The following is a 14668-nucleotide window of genomic DNA, read 5'->3' as shown; positions in this document are numbered from 1 at the left end:
GGAAATGCATGGTTGGCAGGGGACTTCGCCGAATAGTCGGCGGAATAAGTGTTTTCGCATTATCCGCGGGCTTCGCGGCAACCGTCGGTGTGGGTGCAGCAGGTGCCGCATCGGCGTCGGTGAGCTGGTCGGACGGCAACAGCAAGTTCACTCGAACGGTGAGCAACTCCACCCCATCGGCGGGCGAGACCGTCACGGTGTCCACGAAGTTCGAGCGGACTGGTGGTGGCGTGGAGTGGCTTTGGGCGGTGAAGGACATCCATCCGACCTGCCTGACGTATGTCAGTGGAAACACCTCCAACCCGGAGATCGCCGCGGACTACACCCGTGTTGCGGGGAACTGGCCGGTGTATCCGAACATCAGCCCCAGGTCTCAGACGTTCGAGTTCACATACCTGGTGGGCGCGAACTGTGCCCGTGCGACCCCCCTGATGACGACGATGCACTACTCGGGTGGTTTGGGCAGTGGCACCTACTCAGACAAGGGCCCGACGATCACCGTCGCGAAGGATGCCACCACGACGACGTTGGCCCCGGTGCCCACATCGATCACGACAGGGCAGTCAGTCACCCTGAGCGGCACGGTGACCGGAGCAGCACAGGGCAGCACGATCGAATTCTACGACGGTGCAACCAAGCTCGGTGAAGGACAGTCCAACGCGGCCGGCGTCGCGACCTATGTGTGGACGCCGGTAACCGCGGGCGCCCGAAGCCTGACGGCAAAGTTCCCGGGCACGGCAACCGTGGCGTCGTCGCAGTCCGCCCCCCAGAACGTCCAGGTGAACTCTCCCGTCGGTACCACCGCGACCCTCACGGTCCCGGGTACCGCCGTGACCGGCGCTTCGGTTGACCTGACGGTGGCGGTGACGCCGTCGAACGCGTCGGGCACGGTGCAGTTCAAGGACAACGGCACCAACATCGGTTCGCCGGTGACCGTGTCCGGTGGTACGGCTACTCTGCCGCACAGCTTCTCGGCGGCCGGTTCGCACAGCGTGACCGCTGATTTCATTGCCGGCGCGGGTTTTGTGAATTCGTCGGCTGCGGCGCAGTCGGTCACGGTCACGGATCCTGATGTGACCACGTCGCTGTCGGTGACGGTTCCGGGCTCGGCGGAGACGGGTACGTCGGTTGATTTGTCGGCGACGGTCACGCCGTCGGATGCTCAGGGTTCGGTGCAGTTCTCGGTGAACGGTTCGCCGGTGGGTGCAGCGGTTCCGGTTGCAAGTGGTTCGGCGACGCTGCCGCACACATTCAACGCTGCTGGCGCCTACGAGGTGACTGCCGAGTTCACGGGCGCTGCCGGGTTTGCGGGTTCGATCGCGACGGCGCAGACGGTCACGGTGGCAGATCCTGATCAGCAGACGTCGCTCTCGCTGTCTGTTCCGGCCTCGGCCGAGACCGGCGCTGAGGTGAGCTTGTCGGCGACGGTGTCCCCGTCGGATGCTCAGGGTTCGGTGCAGTTCAAGGACAACGGTACGAACATCGGTTCGCCGGTGACCGTTGCCGGTGGCACGGCTATTCTGCCGCATAGCTTCTCGACGGCCGGTTCGCACAGCGTCACCGCCGATTTCATTGCCGGCGCGGGTTTTGTGAATTCGTCGGCTGCGGCGCAGTCGATCACGGTCACGGATCCTGATGTGGCCACGTCGCTGTCGGTGGCAGTTCCGGCTTCGGCCGAGACCGGCGCTGAGGTGAGCTTGTCGGCGACGGTTACGCCGTCGGATGCTCAGGGTTCGGTGCAGTTCTCGGTGAACGGTTCTCCGGTGGGTGCAGCGGTTCCGGTTGCAAGTGGTTCGGCGACGTTGCCGCACACGTTCAATGCTGCCGGTGAGTACGACGTGACTGCTGTGTTCACGGGTGCTTCCGGGTTCACGAACTCGACCGCGTCGGCGCAGAGCATTGCGGTGACGGATCCTGATGTGGCGACGTCGCTTTCGGTGAACGTTCCGGCTTCTGCGGAGACGGGTGCCGAGGTGGCTCTGTCGGCGACGGTGTCGCCGTCGGATGCGCAAGGTTCGGTGCAGTTCAAGGACAACGGCACCAACATCGGTTCGCCGGTGACCGTGTCCGGTGGCACGGCGTCCTTGCCGCATACCTTCACTACTGCGGGTTCGCACAGCGTCACTGCTGATTTCATTGCCGGCGCGGGTTTTGTGAACTCGTCGGCTGCGGCGCAGTCGATCACGGTCACGGATCCTGATGTGACCACGTCGCTGTCGGTGACTGTTCCGGCTTCTGCCGAGACTGGCGCCGAGGTGAGCTTGTCGGCGACGGTGTCCCCGTCGGATGCGCAGGGTTCGGTGCAGTTCCTGGTTGATGGTGTGAATGTCGGAGCACCGCAGTCGGTGTCGGGCGGGTCTGCTTCGTTGCCGTACACGTTCGGTGCTGCTGGTGCTTACGAGGTGACTGCTGAGTTCACGGGTGCTGCCGGATTCACGGCTTCGACCGCGTCGGCGCAGTCGATCACGGTGACCGATCCTGATGTGACCACGTCGCTGTCGGTGACTGTTCCGGCTTCTGCCGAGACGGGCGCCGAGGTGACTCTTTCGGCGACGGTCACGCCGTCGGATGCTCAGGGTTCGGTGCAGTTCAAGGACAACGGTACGAACATTGGTTCGCCGGTGACCGTTGCCGGTGGTACGGCGACGATGCCGTACAGCTTCTCGACGGCCGGTTCGCACAGCGTCACCGCTGATTTCATTGCCGGAGCGGGTTTCGTGAACTCGTCTGCGTCGGCGCAGTCGATCACGGTCACCGATCCTGATGTGACCACGTCGCTGTCGCTGTCTGTTCCGGCTTCGGCGGAGACGGGTTCTGACGTGAGCTTGTCGGCGACGGTGTCCCCGTCGGATGCTCAGGGTTCGGTGCAGTTCAAGGACAACGGAGTGAATATCGGTTCGCCGGTGGCGGTGTCGGGTGGTACGGCGACTCTGCCGCACAGCTTCTCGACGGCCGGTTCGCACAGCGTCACTGCTGATTTCATTGCCGGCGCGGGTTTCGTGAATTCGTCGGCTGCGGCGCAGTCGATCACGGTCACGGATCCTGATGTGGCCACGTCGCTGTCGGTGGCTGTTCCGGCTTCTGCCGAGACTGGCGCTGAGGTGAGCTTGTCGGCGACGGTAACGCCGTCGGATGCTCAGGGTTCGGTGCAGTTCTCGGTGAACGGTTCTCCGGTGGGTGCAGCGGTTCCGGTTGCAAGTGGTTCGGCGACGCTGCCGCACACGTTCAATGCTGCCGGTGAGTACGACGTGACTGCTGTGTTCACGGGTGGTGCCGGGTTCACGAACTCGACTGCTGTGGCACAGAGCATTGCGGTGGCGAATCCGGTTGTGCCGGATGCTGAAACTGTGACCGAGGTGACGGTTCCTGCGACCGGGGAGACCGGTCAGCAGGTGACGCTGTCGGCCTCGGTGTCGCCGGCACCGACGGGCGGCACCGTGCAGTTCAAGGTTGCCGGCGCGGATGTGGGCACGCCGGTGACGGTCGATGCCAGCGGCAACGCGAGCGCGCCGTACACGTTCAATGCGGCAGGAACGTTCGCGGTGTCGGCGGTGTACTCGGGCGCGACCGGTTTCGTGGGCTCCACGTCCACGGCGCAGAGCATCACGGTGTCCGATCCCGCTCCGGTCGAGGTGGAGACACAGACCGTGGTGGGCTCCCCGGATGCGGCCACGACGGGCGTCGAGACGGTTCTCTCGGCGACGGTGCAGGCTCAGTCCGGGACGTCGGTGCCGTCCGGCACCGTGCAGTTCCGTGACAACGGCGTCGAGATCGGCTCGCCGGTCGCGCTGACGAACGGGGCGGCAACGCTCGAGCACACCTTCACCACGGTCGGGACGCATCAGATCACCGCGGTGTTCATTCCGGGTGCAGGGTTCGTGGCGTCGACCTCGCCGCAGCATCCGGTCGAGGTGTCCGCACCGAATCCGATCGACGTGCCGTCGACGGTGGAGATCACGTCGTCGCAGTCCGCAACGGCGGGTACAGCGGTCACGCTGACCGCTCAGGTGGGCGGGGCGTCGACGCTGCCGGGAACGGTCCAGTTCTTCGACGGCGGCATCGAGATCGGCCAGCCGGTGCAGGTGGTGAACGGTGTCGCCGAACTGGTGCACACCTTCGACCAGTCCGGACCGCACCAGATCTACGCGGTGTACTCGGGCGGTCCCGGTGTTCAGAGTTCGACATCGGAGGTGCAGACGCTTGACGTCACGCAGTCCGGCGGCGGTGACGGTGGCACCGATGGCCCCGGATCGTTGGGTTCGCTCGGCGGCCTGCGGTTCGGTTCCTGACTCCGCAACCCCTGAGTGAGTGGCCCCCTGCCCGGTACCGGGCAGGGGGCCACTCCGCGTTGAAGGGTTCGACAATCCCTTGTTTCGCGCAGCGAAAGATCAGCATTCGACCAGGTCGTGCACCGTTCCGATGGCGTGTCGACAGTGAACTGAACGTTCGACCTAGAAAATTGACACACGTTCCAGTTGGAGGGTCTATCCTTCCGGCTCGGGAGCTCAGCATCCGCGGCGCCCTTCGACTGTTTGTTCAGGGAGTTTGATGAGTTCCTCGTTACGGAGGCGCTGCGCTGTGGCGTTCGCCGGGTCTGTGTTGCTGTCCGGGCCGTTACTGATCGTCCAGCCGGCAACGGCGGCAACCTCGACGGTCGAGTTCAAGACCGCATGCCGGGCCAGCGCAATCAAGACGGTGGACAAGATCACGCAGAGTTCGGTCACGATCGACGCTCCGGCAACCGTCGCACCGGGTGAGCAGTTCACCTTCCGCCTGCAGACCAACGGGCAGTCGTACCCGAATTCCGATTCGGGGGCGACGACGACGAACCTGTCCCGGCTGAAGAACGACTTCGAGATCCCCGCGAATGCGACGTTCGTCAGTGCGACGATCGTGCCGAACTCCGGCATCAACCTCGACGGTGTCCCGCCGAGCGTGATCCGAGTGAACGATGCCGGCGTGGAGGACCCGAACGGCACCATTCTCCGGATCTCCGGCGGCAACCAGGTGATCGGGAACAGCCCGTCCAGCAGCACTGGCAGCGAGGGCGGTATCCGGGCGCCGAAGTGGAAGAAGAACCTCGACGGTACATCGAACTCGGGTGGTGACTCCTGGTTCCGGATGCCCGCGATCGACGTGACCGTGGTGGCCGGCCAGTCCGGCGTCATCCAGCCCAAGGTCCGCGCGAGCGGAGACGCGGGCAACTTCAACAATGACAAGAACTTCAGCACCCAGCTCGCTCTCGCGTCGTTCCTGGGCAACCAGTGGGCACCCACGCGGTGCAGTCCACGGGACTCCACGTCGGCCGGCTTGAACACCGGCGCCGGCCCGCTCGCGACCATCCGAGTGTCGGTTCCGGACGTTGCAACCACCACCACGCTGACCGTCCCGCCGGCCGCGGCGACGGGATCACCCGCGCAGCTCACCGCGACGGTGGCGCCCGCCGAGGCGTCGGGCACCGTGCAGTTCAAGGACGGCGGTGCGAACATCGGTGCTCCGGTTCCCGTGAACAGCGGGTCGGCGAGCCTGTGGTACTCGTTCGGATCGGTCGGCGCGCACGGCATCACCGCGGTGTATTCGGGTGCGACCGGCTTCGCCACGTCGACGTCGACGGAGCAGACCGTGACGGTCACCCCGCCGGCCGCTGCCACCACCACGTCGCTCACCGTGCCGCCCACCGCGACCACCGGTCTCACGGTGGATCTTGTCGCGGCCGTGAATCCGGCAAATGCCACCGGCACCGTGCAATTCAAGGACGGCGGTGCGCCGCTCGGGACACCGGTCCCGGTGACCGGTGGTGTCGCGACGCTCCCGCATGCTTTCACCACGACCGGTGCGCACAGCATCACCGCGCAGTTCTCGGGTGACGCCGGATTCGCAGCATCGGCGTCGGGCGCCCGCGTGGTGACAGTGTCCGAGCCGATGCCGGACGCGGTGGCGACCACCACGGTGGTCGACGCGCCCGCGACGGCGGAGGTCGGTGCCGCGGTGACGATTTCGGCCTCGGTGTCGCCGGTACCTCGCGACGGCACCGTCCAGTTCCGTGACGGTGCGACGAACCTCGGTTCGCCCGTTCTGGTGTCGGACGGCGCCGCGCAGATCACGCACACGTTCACCAGGGGCGGATCGCATCCGATCACCGCGGTCTACAGCGGCGGCGCCGGATCTCTCGGCTCCACCGCAGCCCCGGTCGCCGTTGCGGTGACGGCGTCGGACATCGGCACCGTCACGATGCTCAATGCGCCCGGTGAGGCGAAGGCCGGTGTGCCCGTGGATCTGTGGGCCAGCGTCTTCGACCTGCTCGACGGCGTCCAGGTTCCGAACGCGGGCACGGTGCAGTTCCGCGCCGGCGGGGCACCGATCGGAAATCCCGTCCCCGTCAGTGACGGCACCGCCAAGCTGACCTACGTCTTCGGTGCCACAGGCACGCACTCGATCACGGCCGTGTTCAGTGGTGCCGGGGCGTTTGCGGGTTCGGCCACGGACGCTCAGGACATCAACGTGACCGTCGCATCGGTCGTCGATCTGGCTACTGCGACCGAACTGGGACTCCCGGCCGGTGGCACCGTAGGACGGCCCGTGACCGTCTCCGCCCGGGTCGTCGCGTCGCAGACGCCGCGCGGCACCGTGCAGTTCTTCGACGGCGACAAGCCGCTCGGCGAGGCTGTGCAACTGGTCGACGGGCGCGCGAGCCTGCAGCACACGTTCACCGGGACCGGATCCCACACCATCACCGCGAAGTACAGCGGTGCAGCGGGATTCACGGCATCGAACTCGATCCCGGGGACGTTCGTGATCTCCGAGGCCGGCGGCGCTCTGCCCGGCATCGACACCGGCAGCCTCTCGTTCGGTTCGTGAGCGGAGACGACGATGCGACAGCGAAATTCGAAGGCAGCAATGGTGAGAGACGAGCGAGAGATCGGTATGACTGGTAGAACGACGCGGCGATTGACGGCCGCGGCAGGCGTGGCCGCGCTGTCGGTGACTCTCATCGGATCATTCGGGACGGGTTCGGCGGGCGCGGAACCGGCCTCGGTGACGTGGACCGACGGCGCCAGCAAGTTCACCCGAACGGTGAGCAATTCGACACCGAACGAGGGCGAGACTTTCACAGTGTCGACGAAGTTCGAACGGACCAACGGTATCGGCGAGTACATCTATGCGGTCAAGGACGTGCACCCAACGTGTCTGACGTACATCGACGGGTCGGCGAAGGTGAATGGTTCTCCGCGTGGGCTGGAGAGCCAGGGCGCTGATTTCGCTCGGGTGCAGGGCTCGTCCGTCGACTGGCCGGTCGGTGCGCTGATCAACGGCAAGCCGCACACGTTCGAGTTCTCGTATCGGGTCGGCGCGAACTGTGCGCGTGGTGTGCCGTTGCCGACGGCGATGCATTACAGCGGTTCGTTGGGTTCGGGAGAGTACGACGGCAAGGGCCCGTCGATCACGGTGAGCAAGAACGTGTCGTTGACGTCGCTGGCGGCGGTCTCCGGTGCGCAGGTCGGTAGGTCGGTGCCGTTGAGTGCGACGGTGACCGGTGGCGCGCAGGGTGACTCGGTCGACTTCTTCGACGGTGCCGCGAAGATCGGTTCCGGGGCGCTGAACGATTCGGGTGTGGCGACGTTCGCGTGGACGCCGTCGACGGTGGGTGCGAGGTCGGTCACGGCCAAGTTCCCGGACACGGCGTTCGCGAACGGATCCGTGTCGGCGGTGCAGTCCGTTCAGGTGGCGGCGGCGGACGTGGTGACCACCACGACACTGCAGGCGCCTCCGACCGCGTTCACCGGAGCGCCGGTGACGCTGTCCGCGACGGTCGCCCCGAACAACGCGTCGGGCACTGTGCAGTTCCGCGACGGTAATACGGACATCGGCGCTCCCGTGCCGGTGTCCGGCGGTGTCGCCGAACTGCCGCACACGTTCACGACGGCGGGCCCGCACCCGATCATGGCCGTGTTCACCGGTGCCGGCTTCGTCACCTCGACGTCGGCACCGGCGACGGTGTCGGTGACCGTCCCCGACCGGGTGACCACCACGGTCCTCACGGTGCCCGGGTCGGCGCAGACCGGTACGTCGGTGGCGCTTTCGGCGTCGATCAGCCCGACGCCGACCGGCGGAACCGTGCAGTTCAAGGACGGCGTCACCGCGATCGGCGGCCCCGTCGACATCGTCGACGGCACCGCGACGATCGATCACACCTTCACGTCTGTCGGCACCCACAACATCACCGCGATCTATTCGGGTGCTGCGGGATTCGAACCGTCGACCTCGTCGGCCGGTTCCGTGTCCGTCACCGACCCCGTGGTGACGCCGCGCGGCACGGTGACGATGCTCAGTGTCCCGGGCGAAGCCAAGACCGCAGCGACCACCGACCTGTGGGTGACCGTCCGGACCTCGGCGGGTGCTCCCGTCGACGGTGGGACCGTCCAGTTCCGTGACGGCGGTGCCGATCTGGGCGCTCCGGTGGTGGTGAAGAACGGTGTGGCACGGGTGGCGCACACCTTCACCACGGTGGGTGCGCACTCGATCTCGGCGGCGTTCTCCGGTATCCCTGCGCTCGACGGTTCGACCGCGGTCGCTCGGACCGTCAACGTCACCGCGCCGACCTCGGCCGACGTGGACACGGCGACGGCGCTGACCGTCCCCGCCTCCGCTGCCGGCGGCAGCACTGTCTCGCTGTGGGCGTCGGTGGTGTCGTCCGGCGAGGTGCGGGGAACGGTCCAGTTCTTCGCCGGTGACGCGCCGATCGGGGAGGCCGTCGACCTGGTCGACGGTGTCGCGACCCTCGACCACGTGTTCACGACCTCCGGTGCTCAGCGGATCACCGCGGTCTACTCGGGCGCGGCGGGTCTGAAGGGTTCGTCGTCGGACGTGCGCATCCTCGAGGTCACCTCCACCGAAACGGCGCCCGGCGGCAACACCGGGACCGGCAGCCTCGCCGGGCTTCCGTTCGGCTCCTGATCGAATCGACGGATCGGGGTCGCGGTGAGCGCCGGGCCCCGATCCGTAGGTCGAGGATTCCTGCGTGGTCTCGAGCGGTGTGTTCCGGGTCCGCGCGACCGTCTCCTGGGAAGATTCAGCGAGGATCGTGCGGGCGCGCGCACGGTGCATGTTCTCGGCTCCATGGCACGTGCGATTTCGCCGATTTGTGCCTACAACTGGACGTTCGTCCTATATTCTGTGGCAGCTCATTTGTCGTGCCGATACGGCGACTCGGATGGGCGGTCGCGGGGGCGGCTGATGTGCCCAGTAAACGTTTGACCGTGCTGCGGATTCACCAATACCTCCGCACGGTCCATCGGAAGGAAGTTGAAGATGGCCCGATCATCGATTCGTGGCATCGTCACGAGAGTCACGGCGGGTGCTGTGCTTCTCGCTGCCGTCGGACTAGGCCAAGTTGTCGCAGGCCAGACCGTGGCCTCGGCCGATCCAGGCCCGCGTGACAGCGCGTCGCAGACGGTGAAGAACGACAACATCACCGCCACGAAGACGGTCACCCCGGCGACTGCGTACCGAGGCGACGACGTCACCGTGAAGATCCGCCTCGAATCGAGCGGAGTCGACCGCTACCTGCGCGAGTTCACCGACTACGCGCCGAAGGGCTACGAGCTGCGGTCGGTGACGGCGCACGTGTGGCGCAGCGGACCGGTTGCCGGCGATTGGAACCAGGGCGGCCAGTACGACGGCACGCCGACTCAGGACGCGAACGGCGCCGTCAAGCTTTCGTGGCTCAAGGGCGGTGACTGCGTCGGCGCCGCTTGCAAGCTCGTGCTGCTCGACAAGGGCGCCGACCTGACCTTCACCTACAAGGTGCGCAACGACGCGCCGGTGGGGCCGCGCGAAGCCGGCATGTCGATGAACGTCTACGCCTTCAGTGGAACTCAGATCTGGAACCCGATGACGGGCCTCGGTCTGTCCGTCAGCCAGCCCGCGGTGGCGACCACGACCACGGTCACGGTCACGCCGGTGGCCAAGGTGGGGGCGTCTGTGCCACTGACCGTATCGGTCAACCCGGCTGAGGCGACCGGAACGGTCCAGTTCAAGGAGAACGGCGTCAACATCGGTTCGCCGGTCGCAGTGACCAACGGCGTCGCCACGTTCGATCACGTCTTCGGCACCCAGGGCACTCGTTCGGTCAGCGCGAACTTCCTCGGGTCGGGCCCGTACGCGGACTCGAGCGGTGCCGCGAAGAACGTCGCCGTCACAGTTCCCGGGCCCAACGATCAGGACACCACGACGGTCATGACGTCTCCGTCGAGCGCTGTGACCGGTACTGCCGTGAACCTGTCAGCACAGGTCAGCGATGCGACCGAGTTCCCGGGCACCGTCCAGTTCTACGACAACAATGCGCCGATCGGTGGCCCGGTCACGGTGGACGCCTCCGGCGTGGCCGTCTTGAGCCACACGTTCACGGTTGCCGGCCCGCACAACATCGCCGCGGTCTACTCCGGTGGTCCCGGTGTGAACGGCTCGGTTGCCACTGAACAGACAATCAACGTCACCGATCCGGGCCCGGGTCCGGGCCCGGGTGGCACCGGCTCACTGGGCAGCCTCAACTTCGGTTCCTGACCCGCTACGGGCCACCGATTCTCGCGGAACGTGGGAATCGGTGGCCCGTACTCGGTTTCATCGGTTCTACCGCCAGCGGCTGGCGACTCACCGGCTGCAATCCCGAAGGGAAACAGACATGACGCGATCGTCCTTACGATCCGCCGTCTCGCGAGTGATGGTCGGCGTCGTCGCCGTGGCGGCTGTCGGCCTCGGCCAGGCGATTGTCGGGCCGGGAGTGGCTGCGGCCGCGTCCAGCACGCAGACGGTGACGCCCAGCAACATCACCGCCACCAAGACGGTCACGCCGTCTGCGGCGCTGCCCGGTGAGACCGTCGAGGTGAAGGTGCGTCTCGATGCGAGCGGCACCGACCGATATATGCAGGACTTCACCGATTACGCACCGGCGGACTACGTCCTGCAGTCGGTGTCGGCGCGGGTGTGGCGCAGCGGACCGGTTGCCGGCGACTGGAACAAGGGTGGTCAGTTCGACGGGACGCCCACCCAGGATGCGTCCGGCGCGGTCAAGCTGTCGTGGCTGAGCGGTGGCAATTGCGTCGGCGCCGCGTGCAAGCTGGTGCTGGTCGACAAGGGCGCCGACATAACCTTCACGTACAAAGTTCGCGAAGACGCGTCGATCGGCGCTCGTCAGGCCGGAATGGCGTTCAACATCTACTCGTTCAGCTCCGAGCAGTCGTGGAAGCCGTTGGACGGACTCAATCTGTCAGTGGCCCCGTTCGGCACGACGACGACGGTGCCGCCACTCGAGCCGGTCATCGAGGGCGACACCGCGACCCTGAAGGCCACGGTGGCACCGGCTTCCGCCACAGGAAACGTCCAGTTCCGTGACAGCGGGGTCGACATCGGTGTGCCCGTCCCGGTCTCGAACGGGCAGGCGCAACTGCCTCATGCGTTCGATGTCGTGGGTAGCCACGACATCTCGGCGGTCTTCACCGGCACCGGGCAGTACACGGGTTCCACGTCGGGGACGACCCCCCTGCAGGTGAACGAGCTTCCGACGCTCGACACGACGACGACGCTGCAGACACCGTCCTCCGCGGTGCAGGGCAAGCCCGCGACGCTGACGGCGTGGCTCGACCCGGCGCAGGCCGCCGGAACCGTGCAGTTCAAGGAGAACGGATCCCCGATCGGTGAACCGGTCGCAGTGAGTGGTGGCAACGCCCAGCTGTCGTACTCCTTCACTCAGCTCGGAAGCCGCAGCATCACAGCAGAGTTCACCGGCGGTAAGGGCTTCGCGGGCTCGGTCTCCCCGGCTCGTTCGATCTTCGTGAGTGCGCCGGTTCCGCAGGACGCCACGACCACCACGACGCTCACCGTCCCGCCCACCGCGGAGACCGGTCAGCAGGTGACCCTGACGGCGCGCCTGGATCCGGCGAACGCCGCCGGCACGGTGCAGTTCAAGGACGGCACCGCCGACATCGGTGGCGCCGTCACCGTCTCGAACGGCACGGCGACCACGCAGACCACGTTCGCCACGGCGGGGAGCCGCAGCATCACCGCGGTATTCACGGGCAACACAGGATTCGAGAACTCGACCTCGATACCTGCGACTGTGACGGTGAGCAACCCGGTTGCGCAGGCCTCGCTGGCGTTGTCGGTACCGTCCGACGCTCAGACCGGGTCGCAGCTGGTCCTCACTGCGACGGTCTCGCCCGCGAACGCCGCCGGCAGTGTGCAGTTCGCCGACTCCGGCAGCAACATCGGTGGCCCCGTTGAGGTCTCGAACGGCGTGGCGAGCCTGCCGCACACGTTCACGACCGCCGGGTCGCACAGCATCAGCGCTGTCTTCTCCGGTGCGCCGGGCTTCACGAATGCGACAGCGACCCCGCAGACGGTCCAGGTGTCGGTCCCGACCCAGGATGATGTCGTCACGACCACCACCGTGACCGTTCCCGCGACGGCGACCGTCGGACAGTCGGTAACGCTGTCGGCCGACGTCACCGGCGGGACGGATCTGCCCGGCACCGTCCAGTTCTACGACGGCGACCGACCGATCGGCAACCACGTCGCCCTCGTCGACGGCGTCGCGAAGCTCGAGCACACCTTCGCCACCGATGGCGCACACCGCATCACCGCGCGCTACTCGGGCGGACAGGGCGCCAAGGCGTCGACCTCCGCCGAGAAGACGGTCCAGGTCACTGCGTCCGACAACGGTGACGGTGACGGCGGCGGGACCGGCAGCGCCGGGTCGCTCGGCACCATGTTCGGGTCGCTCGGCGGCGCCGGACGGTCGGGATCCGGATCCTGACGGTCCGAACTCCCGCACGAATGAACGACGGTCCCCCGCCTCCCTCGAGGCGGGGGACCGCGGCGTCTGCGGGAACGGATGTGTCCGCGGCCACGGCCCGGCGGCTACGCTGCTCGGTGTGGAACCCTTCTACCGAACGATCATCGGCGTTACTCGTGGTGTATTCGCAGGCCAGGGACTGAAGTTCACGGTGACCGGCGAGCAGCACATCCCCGCTCGCGGCGGGGCGGTGATCGCCATCAACCACACCGGTTACATGGACTTCACCTACGCCGGTCTGCCCGCGCGCGCCGTGAAGCGGTACATCCGGTTCATGGCGAAGAACGAGGTCTTCGTCAACAAGATCTCCGGACCGCTGATGCGGGCGATGAAGCACATCCCCGTCGATCGTTCCGCGGGCTCCGATTCGTACCGCGCGGCCGTCCAGGCGCTGCGCGACGGTGAACTGGTGGGCGTCTTCCCCGAGGCGACGATCAGTCGCAGCTTCGAACTCAAGGAGTTCAAGTCCGGTGCCGCCCGGATGGCACTCGAATCGGACACCCCGGTGATCCCGATGGTGATCTGGGGGTCGCAGCGGGTGTGGACCAAGGGCTTCCCCAAGCGGCTCGGACGGACGAACACCCCCATCTCCATCGCGGTCGGTGAACCGATCATGCCGTTCGAACCCGCGTCCGAGATGACGGCGCTCCTGCACACCCGGATGGAGGAGTTGCTCCGCGGTGTGCAGGCGAACTACGACCACCCGGCGGGCGAGTACTGGGTGCCGGCGCGGCTCGGTGGCGGTGCGCCGACGCTCGAGGAAGCGAACAAGATGGACGCCGACGAAGCCGAGGCCAAGGCGGCCGCACGTCGCAGGAAGGAAACCGAGGGAAGCTAGCTGTCGCGATTCATCCGATGGGTGAGTTTGCGCTCACCGATCGCAACCCGGGGGCCGGAAGTCGCCGGTTACGGGCACAATGGGCCGCGTGTACCCCGAACTTCCCAGTCTGGTCGCCAGTGACGTCGACGGAACCCTGATCGACGACGACGAACGCATCACCGCCCGCACCCGGGCGGCGGTACAGGCGGTGGTCGACTCCGGCACGCCGTTCGTCCTGGCGACGGGCCGTCCGCCACGCTGGCTCGGCCCGGTGGTCGACGGACTGGGATTCGCGCCGCTGTCGGTGTGCGCGAACGGTGCGGTGCTCTACGACGCCGAAGCCGACCGTGTCATCTCCGCGGCGACCCTGTCCCTCGAGACCCTCGCGTGGCTCGCGGACCTGGTGGAGTGGGAACTGCCGGGGGCCGGCCTGGCGGCGGAACGGATCGGTGCCACCGCGCACGACACCGCGACCCCGCAGTTCGTCAGCGCCCCCGGATACGAACACGCGTGGCTCAACCCCGGCCACACCGTGATGGCGCCCGAGGACCTGCTGTCCGCGCCGGCCGTCAAGATGCTGATCCGCGTGCCCGGTGCGAGCAGCGCCGACATGGCCGCGAAGCTGCGCCCGCTGGTGGGGGAGCGGGCCGACGTGACGTACTCGACCGACAACGGACTGCTGGAGGTGTCGGCGCCGGGCGTGACCAAGGCGTCCGGGCTGACGCTGGCGGCGCGGCGACTCGAGGTGTCCGAGTCGGGCATCGTCGCGTTCGGCGACATGCCCAACGACATCCCGATGCTGGCGATGGCCGGTCACGGTGTCGCCGTGGACAATGCCCACGCTGAAGCGAAGGCGGTCGCCGACGAGGTCACGGCCACCAACTCCGACGACGGTGTCGCGCGCGTCCTCGAACGCCTCTGGGCGAAGTAGGTACCCGCACATCGAAAACGGGGCTGCCCTCCACGAAAGTTCGTGGAGGGCAGCCCCGTTCGGTGTT

7 protein-coding genes are annotated in these 14668 nt (G+C 67.0%); all 7 read left to right on the top strand.

The window, feature by feature from the left end:
* Positions 1–89: 89 nt before the first annotated feature.
* Positions 90–4289, top strand: coding sequence for a beta strand repeat-containing protein (locus IJ15_RS25380; RefSeq protein WP_051919599.1), 4200 nt, complete (start codon positions 90–92; stop codon positions 4287–4289).
* Positions 4290–4548: 259 nt separating this feature from the next.
* Positions 4549–6858 (top strand): Ig-like domain-containing protein, encoded by a 2310-nt coding sequence (locus IJ15_RS0123605; RefSeq protein ID WP_081880897.1) that lies wholly within the window; start codon positions 4549–4551, stop codon positions 6856–6858.
* Between the two features lie 66 nt (positions 6859–6924).
* Positions 6925–8955 carry an Ig-like domain-containing protein gene (locus tag IJ15_RS0123600; RefSeq protein WP_031940786.1) on the top strand — a complete coding sequence of 677 codons (2031 nt, stop codon included), beginning with the start codon at positions 6925–6927 and terminating at the stop codon, positions 8953–8955.
* 354 nt (positions 8956–9309) lie between these two features.
* Positions 9310–10563, top strand: coding sequence for an Ig-like domain-containing protein (locus IJ15_RS25375; protein WP_081880895.1), 1254 nt, complete (start codon positions 9310–9312; stop codon positions 10561–10563).
* A gap of 118 nt (positions 10564–10681) precedes the next feature.
* Positions 10682–12811 (top strand): Ig-like domain-containing protein, encoded by a 2130-nt coding sequence (locus IJ15_RS0123590; RefSeq protein WP_081880894.1) that lies wholly within the window; start codon positions 10682–10684, stop codon positions 12809–12811.
* 118 nt (positions 12812–12929) lie between these two features.
* The gene (locus IJ15_RS0123585; protein WP_031940783.1) at positions 12930–13688 is read left to right on the top strand and encodes a lysophospholipid acyltransferase family protein; all 759 of its coding nucleotides are present in this window, start codon (positions 12930–12932) and stop codon (positions 13686–13688) included.
* A gap of 88 nt (positions 13689–13776) precedes the next feature.
* Entirely contained in the window at positions 13777–14601 is an 825-nt protein-coding gene (locus tag IJ15_RS0123580; protein ID WP_156112214.1) for an HAD family hydrolase, read from the top strand.
* The last annotated feature ends 67 nt before the right edge of the window (positions 14602–14668 follow it).

Origin of the sequence: Prescottella defluvii, from assembly GCF_000738775.1 — a bacterium.
Lineage (GTDB): Bacteria > Actinomycetota > Actinomycetes > Mycobacteriales > Mycobacteriaceae > Prescottella > Prescottella defluvii.
The sequence above is the reverse complement of the archived record's forward strand: the minus strand, read 5'-3'. Positions and strand labels throughout refer to the sequence as shown.

Coding starts and splice junctions, on each gene's coding strand:
- IJ15_RS0123605 (WP_081880897.1), top strand. CDS start 4,549: ATGAGTTCCTCGTTACGGAGGCGCTGCGCTGTGGCGTTCGCCGGGTCT.
- IJ15_RS0123600 (WP_031940786.1), top strand. CDS start 6,925: ATGACTGGTAGAACGACGCGGCGATTGACGGCCGCGGCAGGCGTGGCC.
- IJ15_RS25375 (WP_081880895.1), top strand. CDS start 9,310: ATGGCCCGATCATCGATTCGTGGCATCGTCACGAGAGTCACGGCGGGT.
- IJ15_RS0123590 (WP_081880894.1), top strand. CDS start 10,682: ATGACGCGATCGTCCTTACGATCCGCCGTCTCGCGAGTGATGGTCGGC.